General features: G+C 60.4%; 24 protein-coding genes. 12 read left to right on the top strand and 12 right to left on the bottom strand.

Annotated elements, in window-relative coordinates:
- Positions 1 to 23 precede the first annotated feature (23 nt).
- Positions 24 to 203 carry a hypothetical protein gene (locus AC07P1_RS33475; RefSeq protein ID WP_494699910.1) on the top strand — a complete coding sequence of 60 codons (180 nt, stop codon included), beginning with the start codon at positions 24 to 26 and terminating at the stop codon, positions 201 to 203.
- 986 nt (positions 204 to 1,189) lie between these two features.
- Here AC07P1_RS33475 and trfA read toward each other — a convergent pair.
- From trfA to AC07P1_RS33455, 4 genes are all read right to left on the bottom strand, one after another.
- Complete coding sequence (gene trfA, locus AC07P1_RS33470; protein ID WP_494699909.1) at positions 1,190 to 2,143, bottom strand: plasmid replication initiator TrfA; 954 nt, start codon at positions 2,141 to 2,143, stop codon at positions 1,190 to 1,192.
- Entirely contained in the window at positions 2,136 to 2,462 is a 327-nt protein-coding gene (locus tag AC07P1_RS33465; RefSeq protein ID WP_494699908.1) for a hypothetical protein, read from the bottom strand. Before AC07P1_RS33465 ends, trfA begins: the two co-directional genes overlap by 8 nt.
- The gene (locus AC07P1_RS33460) at positions 2,459 to 2,728 is read right to left on the bottom strand and encodes a hypothetical protein (protein WP_494699907.1); all 270 of its coding nucleotides are present in this window, start codon (positions 2,726 to 2,728) and stop codon (positions 2,459 to 2,461) included. The genes AC07P1_RS33465 and AC07P1_RS33460 overlap by 4 nt, the downstream gene beginning before the upstream one ends.
- 174 nt (positions 2,729 to 2,902) lie before the next feature.
- Positions 2,903 to 3,031, bottom strand: a complete 129-nt coding sequence (locus AC07P1_RS33455; protein ID WP_494699906.1) for a hypothetical protein — start codon at positions 3,029 to 3,031, stop codon at positions 2,903 to 2,905.
- A gap of 256 nt (positions 3,032 to 3,287) precedes the next feature.
- Here AC07P1_RS33455 and relB point away from each other — a divergent pair, with 256 nt between their 5' ends.
- Both relB and AC07P1_RS33445 read left to right on the top strand, forming a co-directional pair.
- A complete protein-coding gene (relB, locus tag AC07P1_RS33450; protein ID WP_494699905.1) occupies positions 3,288 to 3,488 on the top strand; it encodes a type II toxin-antitoxin system RelB family antitoxin in 201 nt (66 codons plus the stop codon).
- A gap of 43 nt (positions 3,489 to 3,531) precedes the next feature.
- Complete coding sequence (locus AC07P1_RS33445) at positions 3,532 to 3,816, top strand: type II toxin-antitoxin system RelE/ParE family toxin (protein ID WP_494699904.1); 285 nt, start codon at positions 3,532 to 3,534, stop codon at positions 3,814 to 3,816.
- Positions 3,817 to 4,251: 435 nt separating this feature from the next.
- Here the strand turns inward: AC07P1_RS33445 and AC07P1_RS33440 are convergent, their stop codons facing one another.
- Complete coding sequence (locus AC07P1_RS33440; protein ID WP_494699903.1) at positions 4,252 to 4,635, bottom strand: hypothetical protein; 384 nt, start codon at positions 4,633 to 4,635, stop codon at positions 4,252 to 4,254.
- On the bottom strand, positions 4,610 to 5,038 hold the full coding sequence (locus AC07P1_RS33435) for a hypothetical protein (protein WP_494699902.1): 429 nt from the start codon (positions 5,036 to 5,038) through the stop codon (positions 4,610 to 4,612). Before AC07P1_RS33435 ends, AC07P1_RS33440 begins: the two co-directional genes overlap by 26 nt.
- Positions 5,039 to 5,360: 322 nt before the next feature.
- Between AC07P1_RS33435 and trbJ the strand changes: the two genes are divergently transcribed.
- Genes trbJ through AC07P1_RS33420 form a run of 3 tightly spaced genes read left to right on the top strand, consistent with a single transcriptional unit; the run spans position 5,361 to position 7,985 of the window.
- Positions 5,361 to 6,104, top strand: coding sequence for a P-type conjugative transfer protein TrbJ (gene trbJ, locus AC07P1_RS33430; protein WP_494699901.1), 744 nt, complete (start codon positions 5,361 to 5,363; stop codon positions 6,102 to 6,104).
- Between the two features lie 24 nt (positions 6,105 to 6,128).
- Positions 6,129 to 6,332: a hypothetical protein gene (locus AC07P1_RS33425; protein WP_494699900.1), complete on the top strand. Its 204-nt coding sequence runs from the start codon at positions 6,129 to 6,131 to the stop codon at positions 6,330 to 6,332.
- A gap of 9 nt (positions 6,333 to 6,341) precedes the next feature.
- The gene (locus AC07P1_RS33420; protein ID WP_494699899.1) at positions 6,342 to 7,985 is read left to right on the top strand and encodes a type IV secretion system protein; all 1,644 of its coding nucleotides are present in this window, start codon (positions 6,342 to 6,344) and stop codon (positions 7,983 to 7,985) included.
- Positions 7,986 to 8,055: 70 nt separating this feature from the next.
- On the opposite strand, the gene AC07P1_RS33415 is transcribed toward AC07P1_RS33420, so the two are convergent.
- The 5 genes from AC07P1_RS33415 to AC07P1_RS33395 are packed head-to-tail and all read right to left on the bottom strand — an operon-like array spanning position 8,056 to position 12,606.
- Complete coding sequence (locus AC07P1_RS33415) at positions 8,056 to 8,481, bottom strand: hypothetical protein (protein ID WP_494699898.1); 426 nt, start codon at positions 8,479 to 8,481, stop codon at positions 8,056 to 8,058.
- Between the two features lie 8 nt (positions 8,482 to 8,489).
- Complete coding sequence (locus tag AC07P1_RS33410) at positions 8,490 to 8,810, bottom strand: hypothetical protein (RefSeq protein ID WP_494699897.1); 321 nt, start codon at positions 8,808 to 8,810, stop codon at positions 8,490 to 8,492.
- Positions 8,788 to 9,270 (bottom strand): RNA-binding protein, encoded by a 483-nt coding sequence (locus AC07P1_RS33405; RefSeq protein ID WP_494699896.1) that lies wholly within the window; start codon positions 9,268 to 9,270, stop codon positions 8,788 to 8,790. Before AC07P1_RS33405 ends, AC07P1_RS33410 begins: the two co-directional genes overlap by 23 nt.
- A 22-nt stretch (positions 9,271 to 9,292) precedes the next feature.
- Positions 9,293 to 12,223 (bottom strand): LPD7 domain-containing protein, encoded by a 2,931-nt coding sequence (locus AC07P1_RS33400; RefSeq protein ID WP_494699895.1) that lies wholly within the window; start codon positions 12,221 to 12,223, stop codon positions 9,293 to 9,295.
- On the bottom strand, positions 12,220 to 12,606 hold the full coding sequence (locus AC07P1_RS33395) for a plasmid mobilization protein (protein WP_494699894.1): 387 nt from the start codon (positions 12,604 to 12,606) through the stop codon (positions 12,220 to 12,222). Before AC07P1_RS33395 ends, AC07P1_RS33400 begins: the two co-directional genes overlap by 4 nt.
- Positions 12,607 to 12,964: 358 nt before the next feature.
- Between AC07P1_RS33395 and AC07P1_RS33390 the strand changes: the two genes are divergently transcribed.
- From AC07P1_RS33390 to AC07P1_RS33365, 6 genes are all read left to right on the top strand, one after another.
- Complete coding sequence (locus AC07P1_RS33390) at positions 12,965 to 13,363, top strand: hypothetical protein (protein ID WP_494699893.1); 399 nt, start codon at positions 12,965 to 12,967, stop codon at positions 13,361 to 13,363.
- The gene (locus tag AC07P1_RS33385) at positions 13,360 to 14,097 is read left to right on the top strand and encodes a hypothetical protein (RefSeq protein ID WP_494699892.1); all 738 of its coding nucleotides are present in this window, start codon (positions 13,360 to 13,362) and stop codon (positions 14,095 to 14,097) included. The genes AC07P1_RS33390 and AC07P1_RS33385 overlap by 4 nt, the downstream gene beginning before the upstream one ends.
- Before the next feature lie 3 nt (positions 14,098 to 14,100).
- The gene (locus AC07P1_RS33380; RefSeq protein WP_494699891.1) at positions 14,101 to 14,703 is read left to right on the top strand and encodes a hypothetical protein; all 603 of its coding nucleotides are present in this window, start codon (positions 14,101 to 14,103) and stop codon (positions 14,701 to 14,703) included.
- Between the two features lie 128 nt (positions 14,704 to 14,831).
- Positions 14,832 to 16,532, top strand: coding sequence for a type IV secretion system DNA-binding domain-containing protein (locus tag AC07P1_RS33375; RefSeq protein ID WP_494699890.1), 1,701 nt, complete (start codon positions 14,832 to 14,834; stop codon positions 16,530 to 16,532).
- A complete protein-coding gene (locus tag AC07P1_RS33370) occupies positions 16,529 to 16,993 on the top strand; it encodes a hypothetical protein (protein WP_494699889.1) in 465 nt (154 codons plus the stop codon). The genes AC07P1_RS33375 and AC07P1_RS33370 overlap by 4 nt, the downstream gene beginning before the upstream one ends.
- A gap of 58 nt (positions 16,994 to 17,051) precedes the next feature.
- Entirely contained in the window at positions 17,052 to 17,777 is a 726-nt protein-coding gene (locus tag AC07P1_RS33365; protein ID WP_494699888.1) for a hypothetical protein, read from the top strand.
- Positions 17,778 to 17,812: 35 nt separating this feature from the next.
- Here AC07P1_RS33365 and AC07P1_RS33360 read toward each other — a convergent pair.
- On the bottom strand, positions 17,813 to 18,133 hold a 321-nt coding region (locus tag AC07P1_RS33360), incomplete at its 5' end, for a hypothetical protein (RefSeq protein ID WP_494699887.1).

Here is an 18,133-nt window from a genome sequence, read left to right as displayed (position 1 = left end):
CCATTTTGCCGTAAAGTGGACACATGACCACGACACTGCAAAACCTGATCTTGGGGGCCGAGTTCCGGGCCGGCCTGGCGGCGGCCGTCGCTGCAGCCGTGCGCCAGGCTGACGCCGCAGGTTTGCCGCCGGCGTATATCAGCCACCAGAGCAATGAGCTGGTTACTCATTTTGAGCAACCAGACCGGAAAATAAGCCCGTAGAGCGTTTTTCTGCTCAAGGTGAGGGGAAAGGACCGACCCGCCGCCAAAACGCGGCCAGCGCCCGCCTATGCAGCCCGTGGGCCATTTTGAAGCCGACGCCCAGCCTTCGCGCCTCGCCAGCCCGCACCTTGCCGCCGTCCGTCGCACACCTCTACCTGGCAGACCATACCGGCCGCAGAGTTGCCCGCTGGGGCGATTTGAGTCCGAGGACCGATGCCCGAAGGGCGAGGGAGCGAGGATGGCCCGTTCAGGGCCACCCCAGCCCATCATGGCAAGCCACGCCGCCGACCGGCGGGGCGCAGTCCAGGCACAGACTGTTGCAGGCCGGTGGACTGCGTGATGGGTCAGCTGGCCACCTTAGCGCGCGGGCGTCCCCGCTTGCTTGCGCACCGATTTCGTTCCGAAATCGGCACGCCCGGTTAACCTTGAAAACCTTGAAAAGAAAAACCTGAAAACCCAACAGCAACACCGGCGATCCCTCCGGGATCGACCGGCGCGGCGGCGGTCGCGTATCGGGGTTGAGTCTTCCTTGTGCGCGAAGCGCAGTCTTGATTTCCCCTCACGGGGTGCCCGCTAGCGGGCGGGGTGGGGGTATTAAGTCGCACGGCGCAAGCTTCGTGCGGATTAAAAAAACTATTAAAAAAAGCTATTATTGCCCTGAGTTAACACTATGAAAAATGCCGGTTTTTTGTGAGTGAAAAGCCGATTTAGTGTGAGTGAAAAGCCGATTTAGTGTGAGTGAAAAGCCGATGGGTGTGAGTGAAAAGCCGATGCTCGCGGGTGAGTGAAAAGCCGATGAAAAGTGCCACAAAGGCAACGGAAAAGCGATGCGTGTACACGCTTTCCTTTGGTGTGAGTGAAAAGCCGATGAATTTTGCCTCGGTCCTGCTATGGCGGGTGTGAGTGAAAAGCCGATGGAGAGTGTGAGTGAAAAGCCGATCCTGCCGGCAATGGTAGGAGGGGCCGCCGCCCCTCCTTGGCGTGAGTTACGCCTGGGCCGCATCGAATCCCTCCAGGGTGCCACTCTCTGCCCCTGAAAACTCGGCGCTGGCCTGGGCAGCCTGTTTGTTTTCCAGGTGCTTCTGCTGGCTCACGCTCCCCTTGCGGCGCACCGTCACCAGGTCTGTTTTGGCGTCGATGCTCCAGCTGGTGATTGCGCCCACCGTTTTGAGCTTGTCCAGGGCCTTGCGAAGTGCCACGCGAAAATCAACCAGGCGGCCGGTGGTGCTGCCGCACAGTTCCTTGATCGTCTCGACCTTGTAGCGCATCGGTGCCGCGTGCGTGGCGTAGAAGCCGTGCAGCCACTTCGCCAGGCTGTCGCCCTTGAGCTTCACGCGCTGCTCCCAATCGACATGGGTGTAGCCGGCGTCGTACAGCTTGCGCATCTTCTCATCGAACACCAGCACGTAGCGTTGCGTCGATTCCTCGCGGTAGGCGTTGTGGATCAGGGAGCCGATGAATGTCTCCTTGGTGTCCGTGAACGTGATTTCGACAACGCCGCCCATGAGGCGGGCAATGTCCTCCTTTAGCACTTCGTAATTTCCGCCGCCCGTTGGCCGGCCCAGCGCCTTGAGCAAGTCGCTGGCCAGAAACTCGATGTGCTTGCCGTAGGTCTGTTGCCGGCCAATGTGCAGCAGCATTTCCCACAGGTCCAGATCGGTCTGGTTGAACCGTTCGCCCCGGAACATGATTTGGTAGCCGTCCACCGTAGCCAGGCGCTGCCGCTTCTTCGCCATATCGCGCTCTTTGCTGATCGAGAACAGCGCGCCGCGTAGCGCGGCATTCGGCACGCCACGCACTGCATCAGGCCAGAATCCCAGCTGCAGCGGCGCGCTCTGGATCGTCGCTACATCGGTCGGCTTGCGAGCCTTCGCGGGTGCGCGGGGCTTACGCGCTTTCGGTGCCGGCGTGTCGGCCGCCTTTGGTTTTGCGTTAGCCATTGGTGTCTGCTCCTTCCCTGGAATCGAGCCATTCATAGGCCGTGGCCTCGGCGTCGTCGTATGCCTCGGTCAGCAGATACGCCATGTAGGCTTCTGCTGCTGTCCCCAGCGTGCCGCGCTCCACGGCGCGCTCAAGCCACCAGGCCCGCTCCTTCTCCTGCAGCTCGTTCCACCAGGCTATGCCCTTCGCCGGTTCGGCCTTCTCCTGCTCGATGGGGAACACGCCGCCGCCGACCTCCTGGCCATCCTCGATCAGCCGCAGCCGCCAGCCGCCGCCCAGCTCCACGGGGCGCGGATTGATTTCGTAGCTGTACTTCATGCGGCCGCCGGCAGTGTGGCCTGGTCACGCTGCCACTTCTCCATGTTCACCTCAGCATGGCGCAGGCCAAGGCCTTTGATTTCCTCCAGGGCGGTTTCCACCTTGGCGAACGCCTTGGGGTTCTGGCGCTTGGAGCGCAGCACGAATTCATCGCGGCCGCGTAGCACGATGGCCCAGCGGCGGCCGTCGAAGCACTCGATGACAGCACGGGTGACGGTGTTGGTCCCGACAAGGGTTTTTGCCGTCTCGATAGTGATACTTTGCATGGTTATGGGTTCCCATAAAAACCGTGATTGGTTCCCACTTTATACAGTATTGGGAAACGATTTGCAATGCCGTGAGGGGGTCGATTAGACATAAAAGCCGTTCCACGTCATGCCGTGGGAGTTCTTCATCACGCCGGCAGTGCGCCTGGTGCAGTTCCGGGAAATGCGGTTTCCTCATTTCCCGCCGCTGGCCCTGCGTGCCTGGCGGGCCTGGCCAGGGAGCCGGCCGCCTTGGGAGTTCTTCATCACGGCGCTGGCCAGGAACTGCGCCAGCTGCAGTTCCTGGAAGTGCGGTTTCCTCATTTCCAGGAAATACGGTTTCCGCACCTGGTGCCGGCCGCCGCCGGAAATTAGTCAAATTGAGTAACCCGGCCGCCGGCGCTGGGGTGTGGGTGAAAACACGAAGAAACTGCCGGCCGGAGGCGCACGCCAGAGGGAAGCGGCCCGGTAGGTTGGGGTTACAGGTGGGCATCCTCGTGTTTTCACACACGCCCGTATTAGTCAAATTGAGTAACCGGCGCGCTGGCCCTGGCTCCCGGTCTGGTGTAACCTTGAGCCTATGAATGCCGTCCTGTCCCCCATTGAGTCCGAGTTTGCCACCGCCGAAGAAGCGGCGGCCTACGATCGCTGGTTCCGCGCCCAGGTGCAGGAAGCCATCGACGACCCGCGCCCCAGCATCCCGCATGACCAGGTGATGGCCCGGATGCGCGCCATCATCGAGGAAAAGCGGAAAACGGCCCGCCCTGCCGGCAAGTCGTGACGCCAGAATAGCCAGGTGCTATACCTGATTTTCTGGAGAGTAAATGCTTCCCGTACAGTGGCTTCCCAAGGCCGGCGACCAGCTGGCCACCATCATCGAATACATCGCTGAACGCAACGACAGCGCCGCCCTGCAGCTGCAGGAGGACATCGAGCGCGCCGCGTCCCAGCTGCCCCAGCATCCCTACCTGTACCGCCTCGGCCGTGTCGCCGGCACGCGGGAAATCGTGGTGCATCCGAACTACCTGGTGGTGTACCGCATCCGGCCGGCCGTGATTGAGATTGTCGGCGTCCTGCACACCCGCCAGCAGTACCCGGCCGGCCGCTGACAGCAGCAAACGGAAGCGTGTACACGTTTCCATTTGCGCGTGCTCAAAGCCTGCGGCCGGGGCTGGTCTAATTTGCAATTGAGACAACGCAAAGAAGGAGGACCGGCCCCAGCTGGGCGCGCTCCCCTGGATCGGAGGGCGCGTGCTGGTGTTCTACGTCGAATTGAGTTGCGATACGGCCGCCTGTCCAGGCGCACCGCTGGGCCTGCAGGCGCGGCCGGTGGTGAGGTTTTCGGGGCGCACCTGGCGCGAGTGCGAGAAAGCCGCTGCACGCCAGGGCTGGCTGGTTGTCGGCCGCTTCGGGCCGTGTCTGTGTCCGGTGTGCGCTGCAGCTGCACGCCGGCGGGCGGCCTAAGCGATTACACGCGGTCCACGCCGGCGGGCCAGGCTCGCCAGGTGGACCAGCATCGTGTATCGTTCGGCTGTCTTGTTGCTCTACGCTAGGGCCATCATGACAGGCGGGGTGGACGCCGCAATCGTCCACCCTTCCATCCTCCGATACGCCTGGGCCAGCTCGGCCGCGTCAATCTCCCGAAACCGTATGCCCTGGTCCAGCTCGGCCGGCACGTGCAGGACCGTCCAGGGTTCATACGCGCCCAGCTCGTCCAGTTCGTCCAGGCCGTAGCGCGTGATGGGGTTCACGATCACGGCCCCGCTTTCCTCGTTCTGCCAGGCCAGGAAAAGCTGGTCGCCCAGCTCGACCAGGTAGTGAATCGGCCCGAAGCCGAACACCAGGCCGGCCGCGTCGTACTGGTACGGCGTCCGCTCGATGCAGGACAGCCGCCACATCGCGCTACGAATCTCCCTCGTCTCTATCATTGCTTGTTCCTTCCACTGTTGGTGCTTCGCTCAAATGCGGCTTGGTGTAGCCCGCCTTGGTGAGTTGCCGGCGCAGTTGCGCCATGCCGTCCCACATTCCTTTTGCCTGGTCCGCCGTCAACTGCGCACCGCGCATGACGTGGCTGGCCACGTCCCGCATGGTCTGCGGGAGCGTTTCAATCTCCTGGGCGATCCGGGCGCTGCGCTCGGCTTCCGCCTGCTTCTTCACCCATACCGCGAACTCCCCGCGCTCCTCTTGCGTCAGCTTGGCCGCCAGCGTGGCCGGTAGCTCGGTTGCGCCGACCTCGACCGACCCCAGCAGCGTCTGCTTAGAGCGTTTGAGGTCGGGCACGTAGTAGGTGCGCAGGAATTGGATACGGCGGCCGCTCTGCCTGATCTGCATTTCTTCAATCTCCTTATGGCCGACAGACAGCAAGATTGTATGTCTATCGGCAGTTAAAAAACAAGTGTGACGACACACTAAATATTTATGTGTCTATCTATTGACTATGAAACCGGGGAAGCATAATATGTTTATTCATGGAAACACGCAAACAACGACACACAAAAACACTGTATGTCGGTGGAATCGGCGGAGTATAGCACTAAATATACTGCCTCTTTCCCTTTGGCGGCGTGGTGTCCAGCAGGAATTTAAGCCGCCCGAAACGCACGTTTCGGGTTCCCCAAACAGCTTTTTCAGGGTGAAAAAAATGTATGTCGTAATGAAGAAATCAAAGCAGGTAGTCAGCCTTGTCCTCATGGCGTCGATCCTGGGCGGCGGTGCCGCCCATGCCGGCAGCGTGGCCGGATTCGGCGGGTCCACCGAGATCACGCAAATCCTGAACAACATCGAGCTGGTGAACCAGTCGGCGCAGATGTATCAGCAGGTCCAGAACACGATCACGCAGGTTCAACACTCCCAGCAGCAGCTGAAAAACCTGATTGCCGCGCCGCAGATGGTGTGGGGCGACGTGCAGGCCGACCTGCAGGCGCTGACGCAGCTGGTCGCGCAGGGCCAGGCGCTGGGCTACGCCCTGGGCAACATCGACCAGCAGTTCGCCACGAAGTACCCCGGCTACAGCACGCAGAACCGCAATTTTCAGCAGGCGTCCCGTACTTGGGTCCAGACCAGCCTGGACAGCCTGAGCGCGGCGCTGCGCTCGGCCGGCCTGCAGTCCAACCAGTTCGCCAGCGAACAGGCCGCGATGGCGAATATCCAGAACATCGCCGCCGGCTCGCCGGGCCAGCTGCAGATTGCTCAAGCTGGCGTGATGGTCGCCGGCCAACAGGTCCAGCAGCTGCAGAAACTGCGCCAGCTGTTCATGGCACAGATGCAGGCTCAAAACTCGTACATGGCCGGCCAGGCGCAGGCCCAAAGCGACAAGAGCGAAACGACCTCGCAGTTCCTCAACCAGGGCGACGGGACCATCCGCAAGGCTGGCCAGTCCGGTTTCCAGTCCTACTAATCCCTACCATCACGGAGAAAAATTATGTTCAACAATATGACCTTCAACCAGAAAAAATTCCTGTCCCTCGGCCTGGCCATCGCCATCGTCGTCCTGTTCTCGATGCTGACCGGCTGCAGCAGCAAAGCCGACCAGGAAGCGAAGAAACAGGAGGTAACTAAGCAGGTGCTGAACCCTGCCGATAAGCCCGTGCGCAAGCCTGGTGAATCCGGCTTCAAGTCGTACTAAGGAGTCGCCATGCACCTGACACCCGTGCAGTGGGCGCACCGCGAACAGCAGCTGCTGCGAGTGGTCCACCTGACCATCAAGGTCTTGATGGGCCTTGCCTTCCTGGCGTCGTCCTTCTCGGCTATCGCGGCGGCCGGCACTGAGTTCGACCTGGGGACCGTGATGGACCAGTACAAGACTGCGGCGGCAGCGTTCAGCGACATTGTGCGCGTGGCGGCTGTCCGGTTGTCCGTGCTGCTGTTCACGGCTGACCTGGTGTGGATGATTATTCCGCGCCTGCTGAAAGACCCCGACATTATCGAGATTGGCGTGGCCACGATTATGAAGGTGATGTACTTCAGCCTTATCACATGGCTCATCAACACGCCGGCGGTCGCGCTGTCGGTGGTCAACGGCTTTATCCAGCTCGGCAAGGATGGCGCGCATGTTACGGCCGTCAGCCCATCAGATGTTTTCTGGACCGGCATTGACCTCATCAACAAAATGACAAAGCAATTTGGTGAACATGCCTCGGTGCTGGACGTGTACCCCTCGTTGCTGCTGTGGGCCGTCAACCTGATTGTGCTGGTGGTGTTCGCCTTCATGGCGGCGCAGTTTGCCGTCACCTGGATTCAGCTGTGGTTCTTCACATCGGTTTCCCCGATCATCCTGGCCTTCGGCATGACGAAGTGGACCAAGGACCTGGCCATGAAGGTCATCACTACGCCTATCGTCTATGGCGTCAAGTTCCTGACGCTGTACTACGTGCTGGCCGGCGCGCAGGCGGTCGCCTCCTTCATGGGCGATGGCATCGCCAACATGAGTCCGACCAATCTTGCGCCGCTGTGGGCTGTGGCCGGCGGCTCGATCTTGATGCTGATTCTCGCGCTGGGAGCGCCCAAGATGGCAACCGACCTGTTAAACGGTTCCGCTACGATGTCGGCCGGGGATGGTGTCGCGGCAGGCCTGGCGGCAGGCGGCGCTATCGGCGCCGTCGCCGGCGGCTCGGTGGCGATGGGTGGCAAGCTGGCCGGCGGGCTGCAGTCGGCATTAGGCGCTGCGGTCGGCGCAATGGGTGGCGGCGCTCCTGGTAGCCCTGGCGGCCCTGGCGGCGGCGCTCCTGCCGGCCCTGGTGGTTTGCCTGGCCTGGGCGGCGCTGCAGGACTGTCGCCTGCAGCAGCTGCCGCCGCATTCGCACCAGGCGGCGCGCAACCGCCCGCCCCTTCGGCTCCAAACGGATCGGCGGCGGGTTCGCCGGCGTCACCTTCGGCTCCAAGTGGCACGGCTGGCCAGCCGGCCGCGCCAGCTGCGCCGGCCGGATCGGCGGCCAGCGTGCCAGTGCCGGCCCCTTCTGCTGCGTCACCAGCACCAACGACGCCGGCAGCTGCGCCAGCACCAGCTGCCGCTGCAGCGCCTGCGGTGGACGGCGGACGGCCAACGCCGCCCGCACCATCGCTGCCAGGTGCAGGCGCTACGCCGGCAACACCGGCCGCACCAGACACGCCGGCCGCGCCAGCGGATGCTGGCGGCTCGATCAGCGCACCAGCGCAGCCGCCGGCTCCTGGGAGCAAGGCTGGCCAGGTTGGCCAGGATTCGGCCAGGACCGTCATCAACGAGCTGAAAGCCAGCGATGGCGGCGGCGCTTCGATCCAGGCGCACCACGGCGACGATTAAGCGCGCCAGCTGTCCATGAAAAAGGCCGGGGAGTACCCGGCCTTTTTTGTTGGTCACGACCTTGCGGCCGTCAATCCTTTTCCGTCACCTCGACCGCGCCGCGAGGATATGCGCCAGGAAGCGACGTAAGGCCCGCAGACGCGCCGCCGTCGATCAGGGCAAGCGGATCACCCATGTTCAACGAAAGACGCGCCACAGGACCGTTTCCGGGCATTGCTGCGGAATCGTCGCCGCTGCTGGCCGTCACCGTGACACAACCGCGATATGCCGGTATCAGGTCGGTGGTGTAGGTCGGCGCGTTCCACCAGTCCTCTTGCCCGCCTGCGGCGATGGCGGGCTGTTCCTGCGGGCCGGCCGATGGCACGCCCCAGCCGCTCAGGTCCAGCGTAACCGGCGCGCTGCCGACACGATCCAGTTTCAGCGAGAGCGTGCGGTAATCGTGCGGAACGTCCACGCCTACACCAGCATCGACCAGGTGCAATTCAGTCTTTTCCATCATTCCTCCTACAGTCCACAGTCGTAATCGGCCTGGTGGCCATCCTTACCGCCTTCCGGCGGGTCGTCATCGAGCGGCAGGCGCACGTCCGCGCCAGCCGCTGCAGGTTGGTCTGAGCCGATGGCAGTACCAAGAGCCATGCCGACGACAAGGGCAGCACTGAGGCCCAGCAAGCCGGTGCTGCTGCCGTTGGCCGGCGTTGCGGCACGGGCCGCCGATCCAATGGCTTGCCCGATGGCCTGGCCGACGACCTCACTAGCCGTCGTCGCTTTTGCCTTCCCCTTTTTTTCGGCGGCCGCCGCAGCCTTAGAGTCCTTGGCCGTCGTCATGGTGTTGGCTCGTAAATTGGGATTGGCTGCCGAATTGGGATTTACCAGCAATCTCCCCGCCCCACGGCAGTTCCGCGCCGCTTTCGGCCTGGGCGCTGGCTGGCTTCCCATCGTTCCATTTCACGATCAAGTCCTGGCCAGGTGGATAGTCGGTTCCGTTCTTCGCAAACAGCGCACGTTCAGGCTGGCCGGCCTGGTTCTCGGTCTGCACCAGGTAGTAGTCCTTGCCGCCGATCTGCTGGTTAGCGACGATCTGACCGGCCGTGCTGTCCGGTACGGATGCCTGCTGTTCGCTTCCCTTCTCCTGTTTGGACTCCTGCACCGGCGCAGGGTCGTGGGTATGAGCATGGCCGCCGCTGAAAAACGAGCCGATGCCGCTTTGAAGGTCGGCAGCAGCTGCGCCGATGCTGTTGCCCACCACCTGAGCGGCGGTTCCGAGTTTGCGAGTTACATCATTCATGTGGATCTCCTAGAAGTTGAGATTACAAGCTCTGGCCTTTGTCCAGATCCTGTGTTTTGGCCCGTTCCTGGGCCACGTTTTTAACGGACGCCTGACCCTGCTTGTAGGTGACTCGCACCTCATCGCCAGGCTTCGGCGTCTCGCTAAAATGCTTGCGCTCATGCCGGATCGTATCGCGGCCATGAGTTTGATAAACGTAATTCTGATCGACGGCTTTAACCGGGCCGGTGTACTGGTTCTTGTCAGTGTAAGGCGGCTTGCTGTCGATGGTAGGTGCTGCGGCCTGCTCCTGGGACTTCTGCGGGCCTTTGACGGTGCTGGTGGCCTCTCCCCTGCCCTTGCTTACCTCGCGCTGTTTGGCGAAGTCCTGGGCCAGTTTCCGGGCCTCCTGGTCGCGTGCCTTCTCGGCCGCGATTTCGGCGGTGCGTTCGCGCATGACGCGGTTCAGGTTTGCGTCCGTGAATTCGACCTTGAGGCCAGCTTCGGCCGCGATCCGGGCGGCGCGCTCCTGGAACTCCTTGGGACCGGCTAGCGCGAGCTGGCGGCCGAACTTCTGCTGTGCCAAGCGCAGGCCCGTTTCGATGGTCTTATCATCGGTCTGCAGCATGGCCACGCGGCGGCCCTCGTCGCGCAGCACGTCGCGGCCGGCGCGCTGATAGGTCACATCGCCGTTGCGGTGGACCTGGTACGTTACCGCTTCGGCGCGGTGGATCGGCTCGCGCTCCTTCACGGCCTGGCGTTCCGCCGGCGCGATCTGCGCCGCGGCCTCGGTGGCCTTGTCGGCCGCCGTAGCCTTTTCCTGCTGCCGGCGCAGCTCGGCCAGGGCCAGCTCGTCGCCGCCCTGCGCCCGCTCGGCCAGGTATTCGCGGTACTGTTCCTGGGACGGCCGGCGCTGGGCATCGCGCACCAGTGCGCGCTCTGCCTTGATCTGGTCCAGCTGGGCGCGCAATGCGGCTTCCTTGGTCAGCTTCTCCATGCGCAGCACGGACGTGGCGGCCTTGCGCTCCGCTGGCCGTGCGCTGTGGGCGCTTTGTACCTTGCTGCGCTTGGCGTAGAACTCCTTTTTCACTTCCAGCTGTCGCTGCTTAATCATCGTCGCCTGGTTATCGAGCTGGCGCAGCTGCTCCTGCTGGCCCAATCGCTTTGCGCTCCGGGCTTCCTGGAATTGTGCGTATATCTGCTGGCGTGGTGACTGGCGCGGCTCTGTGGGAAGTTCGCGGCCAACCTGGCGGCCGTAGGACTCGTTCAGCGTGCGCTTCGCTTCCGGCCAGGACATACGCATTTCTTTGGTAAGGAAGTCCGATACGTTATAGGCTTGGCCGCCTGGCACTTTGATTCGGTCGCTGCCGTCCTTGCCCTTCGTGACCTCGTACAGTTCAGGCTGCAGCTTGTGCGACACGGACAGCTCGGCCAGCAGCCGGCGCGCGTCCAGGTTCTGCTTAATGCCGTCCAGCTGGGCGCGGTCCTGGTCCCGATTGCGCAGCTGGTCGTTGCGCAGATCGCGGGCCAGCTGGCCCACCACGCTATCGGACGTGCGCGCAGTTAGGTCGATTGGTCGGCTATCGCTTCCAGGTAGCCGTCGCAGTCCGTCACCGGCTGCGGCTCTGTCGTGCTCCAGCTGATTACGTGCATGATGCGGCAAAAGCACTTCACCTCTTTGGGCGTGGTGAACCACAGCGACGCCGGACAGATTTGGCAAACGGTTGATGGACTCGGCCGGCGCTCTGGATCGAGGCGGCTTACCGTAACGCTCCCAATGATTGGCAGATCGGTCATTTCCGGCGGCGCGCTCGGTGCTGCGTCCTCGTGCAGTTCGCTCGGCTCCTGTGGCTCGTTGGCCTTTACCTTCGTTTCGCTCATTCCCTTGCTCCTTGTTGGCTTTCCTGTAAAAACGTTCTTCCGCTGCTGCCAGCATCTGCTGCTTTCGCTCTGGACTGGCGGCCTGATATTCCTTGTAAAACTTCTTGCTGCCGCTGTTGAGGTACTTCACCTCCTTGGCGCGGGTCCGGTGCCATTCATCGAGGTTCCTGGCGATCAGCTCCGGGTCGCGCTTGGCCAAGTTGGCGGCGATGGTCCTGTCGCGGTCGTCAGCGATCAGCCGGCGCTGCTTCTCTGCGGTCGGTAGCTCGATGAATTCACGCGAGAACACAAACTGGCCGTCCTTGCGGCCGTCCAGGTTGATGCCCTTGCCACCCGCACCGCCACCTGGCGGCATGAGGTTTTGATACTCCTTGTCGCCCTGGCCTTCGTTCCGAGTGCGGGTAGTGCCGAACTCGGCCAGCATCTTTTTATAGTCGTCGTAGTTCTCAATCTTTTTATCGATGATTGCCGCGACGATTTTGTTTTTTATTTCTTTGTTCGATCCCTCAAAGAAATCCCCTTTTATGCGGCTGAGAATATCCGCTTTGCTTTCGTGCTTAAGACGCCGCCTATCCTTTGGGCTGACAAACCCGAATTCGTTGTTAATGCTTTCCTGAATGGCGTCAAGGTAACGCTCGTTATGCTTCACCATCCCCAGCGGGTTTAGGTCGCCGCCAGTGAGTAAATTTACCTTGGGGACAAGCATGTGAATATGGACGTATCGCGGCCTTACCTCGCCGGTACTCTCGTCAATAAATGTCGGCTCTTTGGGTAAATGCGCCTCGGCATAAAAATAATATTCGCCAGGCTGGGAAGCCGAAAACAGAAAATCCTGGTATCGCTGCGTGACAGCCTGCAAACGTTCATTAGAAAGTTCGCTAGTTGGTTCCATAAATGAAACCACCATACTGATATATTTTTCCCGGCCATCAGGGATTGAATCAATCAGCTGCTCAGCCGCGTCCAGGTCGCCAGCCAAGACAACCCGCTCATCGTATTGGTCACGATGGATTTCGCGGCCTTGTTTCTGGCCGTCTCTCAAATACCGGGCGACTTCCGCGCCGCTAATCCCGCCAGCAATATCGTGGATCATGGTTTTAGATTGGTTTTAAGAAACAGGTTCAAGGTTTCAAGATTATTCAAAATGGCCTGATAGGTGCCTTCGGATAATTTACCGGCTCGGTTATCCGAATTGGCCCGTAACGCCAGCTGGTTGATATTGTTGCTGGCCTTCATATACAGAAACAGCAGCTGCCGATAGTCTTTGCTCAGTTTGGGCTTGGCCACGATAGCCGTCCGGTTGGTCAAGACGCATTCGCGGAAGAAGTCGGCCGGGGTCATTCCGGCGGCCTCGCACTTCGCCAGGTACGCCAGGCGGTCGGATTCGGCCAAGCGGAAACTGATCGGCTTACCTGGTTCCGCACCCAGCTTGCGCGGTCGGCCGCCAGCTCCTTTTTTCTTCTGCGCCTCTGCCATCTTTTCGCCTTTCGCCGCGTCAGCGGCCCTGTCTTTCCTTGGAGTTAAACCGCGCCCCCGAAGGGCGCACATGACGACCCGCAGGGGAGGACAGTTTCAAAGGGGAACCCTTTGGCACGGGATATTTTTCAGAACTCGGAGAGTTATGAAAACATATCTGTCGTGCCCTCCTATGCCAGCGACTCATGCCGAACGATAGCACTAGCGACAAATGCTTGTCAACAATGGTTGAAAAGCGTATAAAGTGTGTTGAATCAAGTACACATTGTGTTGAATTTTGGTTGAATTTGAGTTGAATGATGTTGACAGGCGGAAAATTCGTGTTTAAACTGGTTAAAACTTAGCAAGGAGGTCCGATGTGGATGCAAATGAGTTCTTGAAGAAGGTCAAGCCGGCCGCCCAGCGGTCGAGGGTGGCCCCCTTCTGGAACGACATAACCAAGCTCCGGGAAAGTGGTTGCACCCTGGAACAGGTATGCGAGTTCCTGGCAGCAAATGGGGTGCAAATCTCGATTGCTGGCCTCTCGAAGTACATCAAGAGGCGGGAGGAAAAAGGGGAAACAGAGCGTGTACACGCTTCCGTTTCAAGTGAAAAACCAGAGCGTGTACACGCTCCAAAAACGGTTGAGACGCCAGGCCAGGAAGTGCCGGCAGCGCCGGCTACGGTCGGCACTGGCGGCAAGGCCAGGACGGAACAAGTCTTAGAAGCACCGAGTAAAAACTTTTCTCTTAAACAACTTCAAAAGGATCAAAAATGAAAGTAGTTATCTGCTCCCTGGCTGGTAGCGTTGGCAAAACCACTATTACCGCCCATTTGCTCCATCCACGTATGCCGCAATCCGAAATCTACGCGGTTGATACCACGAACGTCACCGCCGCGCTTTTCGGAATTCCAGTAACCGCCTTTAGCGGCGACGAATTCTCTAAGCTGTATAAACAAATTGTCCGCAATGACAATCTGATTATTGACGTAGGCGGCTCCAAGGAAGGGAAAGAGTTTTTGGCCGGCATGGATTGGATGGATGGCCAGGACGAAATTGACGCTTTCATTATTCCGTCGATGCCAGACGACAAAGACCAAAAAGCGGCCTATAAAACTATCGAGTTGTTGAAAGCGCAGAACGTCGATAAAAGCAAGATCAAGGTTATTTTCAACGGTGTAAAGAAAAACACCGTCGAAGAATTCGATTATCTGCTGGGCGCACTGACGTTCATGCAAATTCCTTATTCTCTCGATGCAACCATTTTTAATAACGAAATCTTTAATATCCTGAGCGTGCAGGGCCGCAGCTTGGATTCGATGCTGAAAGATACGACCGACTATAAAAAAGTCGTCCGCACCTCCGACGACGAGGACGAAATTAGCAAGGCCAGCGATTTGATGGTCGCGCAAAAGGCCGCGCCGAAGGTCAATGAAAACCTGGCTGTAGTTTATGAAGCCCTGTTCCCAACCAAAAAGGCAGCCAAGGCCGCCGCCAAAGATAAGGAATAAATCATGGAAGCGGACGAAATCGACCGTCGCCGGATTCATATTCTTTACAAGGACGTGCTGGGCGAAGTTGACCAGGTGCTGGACCGCGCAGAGAAGTTGCGGGCCGAGCTGCCGGCGGCCGGTGATGTTCTGGCCTCCAAGCTGGAACTGCTGACGGGGAACTACCTGGCCGCCGGTAAGCAGCTGGCGGACGTGCTGATGGGTATGAGCCAGGAGATTGACCGCCAGGCCACCACGGCGGCCCAGCAGGCCAGCGAAGCGGTAAAGCTGGATATTCGCCAGGCGGCGGCCGCCGCCGCCAGCCAGGCAATCAGCCACGCCGTGGGCGATGAGGTGAAAGCGGTAATCGGCCAGATCAACCAGGCCGGCCGCATTATCCGCTGGAGCTTCGCCAAGGTGGTCGCGGTAGTCGTCGGCGGTGCCGTGCTGGGCGGCCTGGTTGCGGTGCTGGGTATCCATTACCTGCCTGTAGGTGGCGGGGCTGGGCCGCAGCTGTCGGCAGAGGATCGTATGGCCATAGAGAACGGCCAGAAGATTCAGCGGGTATGGAACAGCCTGACCGACAAGGAACGCGCCCATATCCAGCAGCTGGCCGGCCAGAAATGACGAAGGGCTGGCACGGGAGCCAGCCCTTCCGGGATTCTCGGTTGCAACTTCTAGGTAAACAATCAAGCCCCCTGCAATTCTGATGACAGGTCATCAAAATTGCAAGGGGCAAAACAAGGAAATTCACGATGAACAAACAAGCGCTCTTTATGGCGCCGATCAGCTGGTTTGGGACCGGGCTTACGATGACGTTCCGCGCTCCCTACATGCTGTATCGGGCCTTTGCCGGCGAGCTGCATTTCCATTGGCTGACCTGGTTAGCCTTCTACTACTGCATCGCCTCGGCCTGGGAATGCGCCTTTTCCATCTACCGCCAGGGCCTGGGCTTCGAGGCGGCGTTTATCCTGATCCTGTCCGGCTTGATCTTCGCCATCCTGCAGGCCATCACGAAAATGATGATGAAGGCGAGCGGCCCGCTCGCCTTCCTGGCTTGGGTGCCAGGGCAGGGCATGCTGCGTTCCTGGATCGCCTACAAAGCGCCGGCGATGCCGGCGGGGATGGGTGGCGCGAATCCTGGCGACAAGCTGCTGCGCGGTACGGCAATCGTGCCGGCCGCTGTGCAAGCTTCTGTCGTGGCTGCGAGGTACACGAAGCAGGAGCTGGCCGATTCCTTCAAGTGGGACGTGGTGCCGATGCCGCAAAAGCTTGAGGCCGAACACTTCCTCATTGAAGGTAAAACGGGCGCGGGTAAAACCGTCGCCATCAGCGCCTTGCTGCGCAAGGCCCGCAGCCGCAACCAGGCCGCGATCATCGCCGACAATGGCGGTAACTTCTTCTCGCTGTTCGGCCGTGAGCGCGACTTCTTGCTGAACCCATTTGATCGCCGTACCGTGGACTGGTCGCCATTCGCAGAGATTCGGGCGGACTACGACTATCGCCGGATCGCCAAGGCGGCTATCCCCGATGGGGAAGGGGACAACGCGAAGTGGACGAGTGACGCGCAGCTGCTGTTTTCGGAATGCCTGCGCATCCTGCATGAGCGCGGAGAGCCGAGCATCAAGCGACTGCTGTACTACGTGACCATCGCGCCACGCGAGGAACTGGCCGACTTCTTCGGCAATGAGTCCCCAGCAGCAAACCTTGTCGGGCCTGGTCAAGAACGACTGTTCGGCAGTGTCCGCACCTCCGCGTCAACGCCGCTGTCCAACTGGGTGTACCTGGCAGACCGTGGCACGTTCAGCATTCGCCAGTGGGTGCGCGAAGCCGACGACACCAGGACCTGGCTGTTTATGACGTACAAAGAGGACCAGATGGCCGAGCTGCGCAGCCTGATCGCTTGCTGGATCGATCTGGCGATTGTCGAAAGCCTGTCGATGAAGGAAAGCAGCACGCGCCGCCTCTGGTATGTCATGGATGAAGTGGACAGCCTGGGCAAGATTACGAGCCTGCGCGCCGGCCTGACCAAGCTGCGGCGCTTCGGCGGGGCCTGCGTCTGCGGCCTGCAGACGATTTCCCAACTGCGCAGCACTTACGGCAAGGACGAAGCGCAAACGCTGCTGTCCTGCTTGAGTACCAAGCTGATTTTGAAAGCTGGTGATGGTGAGACGGCCAAGCACTTTGAAGTCGAGATTGGGCAGCAGGAAGTCGAGCGCGAGGAAGTCAGCGAAGGAACCAGCCAGCGCCCTGGCGATATGAGTTCATCGAGCGAGAACAAGAGCGTGCGGCGCATCACGCAATCCGCTGTGCTGGCCTCGGAAATCATGGGCGTCGATAACCTGCACGGCTATCTGATGGTGACGGGTTGCCCTGTCGGCCGCATCAAGCTGCAGCCTGTCGATATGCCGGTGCTGAACGTTGCAGTGGAATTGAAAGATGAGGTATCCGCATGAACGCGAACGCAGCAGCTAAAACGCTCCTGGCCGTGCTGGCAATCGGTGCTATCACGGGCTTTAACGAGTGGCGTCATGTGTATGGCGGCACGCCAGAACAAAAGGCGCAGCGCGACATTGAGCAGTGCGTCCGTGAGCGTGAGGCGGCCGACTACAAGGCCAATATGTTTTCGATGGGCCGCACAGCGGCCGAGCAAAAGAAGCGCATCAGGTTTGAATGCGATGCGATGGTGCATGGTGGTGGCCTGGTGCTTGGTGCGCCGACCAAAGAAACCGCGCCGGCGAACGGGACGCCGGCACGGTCCACCAAAACCAGTAGCAAGCCGCATCCAAAAGGTGATGAGCCACAAAGCCAGCGTGAGCTTTGCCTGACGCGGATCGAAGAAGCCAGGAAGCGCTCACCTGGTGGCCTCAATCCCGAATGGGAACAGGGCGAACGTCAACGCTGTGAAGCGCAGTAACTGAAGCAACCGCCGCCCGGTCGGCAACCGGGCAAAACTCAACTTCTAGGAGCTTTACATGAACACCATCAAGACCATCATCAGCCTGTCCATCATCGCCAGCGCGGCCGCACATGCGGCTGCACCAGCGGACCAATACGCCTACCTGAAAAAAGTGGTGGCGACCGAGCAGCAAGTGGCCATCGACACCTCGGACAATCGCGGTATGTCCTTGCTGTTCGATGAAAAAATCAAGCCTGGTAAGCTCGTCGTTTCTGGCATCAGCACCTTGGCCAAAGAGGCCGGCGTACTGCCTGGCGATGTGCTGAAAGAGGTTTGCGGCCAGCCGGCAAACAACCTGCGCGCCTATGGTGCCGTTGCCGCAGCGGCGGGCAAGTCCGACGACGTGCTGCATAGCATCGGCCGCTATGTCGGCCGAGGCACTGTGCCGCTGGACGCCGTGAAGATCGAGAATGACAAGCTCGTCCTGAGCAAGCCTGTGCAGCTGAAAGGCAAGTTCATTCCGGTGGGCGCAAAAGACGTGCCGAGTGGTCCGGACGGACTGTGGACGGTGCCGGCCGGTGAGGAAATCAGCCTCGTATGCCTGCCAATCCATTCGATGAGCGACTACATGGCCATCGTCGCGCCGTTCGATACGCGCCTGAACCGCGACGGCCAGCTGCTGCCGGGCGGCTGGGTGCCGATGGATTACCGATTTGAGCGCTACAGCTACGGCCTGCCTGTGCATGTCGGCCATCTGACCAACTGGAACCCGCCACAGCAGATCATGGCGCAGGCCAAGTAATCCGCTAGCCGCCTCGACCAGTCAACGCCCACGGCTCACGCCCTGGGCGTTTTTCTTTTCGGCCCTGGTGTTCGGTCCAGGATCGGGACGATCTGGCCTTTCTCGTCCACGTCGACAAATTCCCGCCGGCCATCGGGCCATTCCCGGATTATGTCGTCCGGGTAGTCAGGGTCACAGTAGCTAATCCAGCGCCCAGCTGCTAAGTGCGTCCGGGCGGCCTCGCCGTCATCGTCATTGGCCTCAAGCGCCCGCGCAATTTCGTCATGTATGTCCATCCCGCCATTTTGCCGTAAAGTGGACACATGACCACGACACTGCAAAACCTGATCTTGGGGGCCGAGTTCCGGGCCGGCCTG

This window comes from Duganella sp. GW821-FHT07F09, from assembly GCF_059418705.1.
The sequence above is the reverse complement of the archived record's forward strand: the minus strand, read 5'-3'. Positions and strand labels throughout refer to the sequence as shown.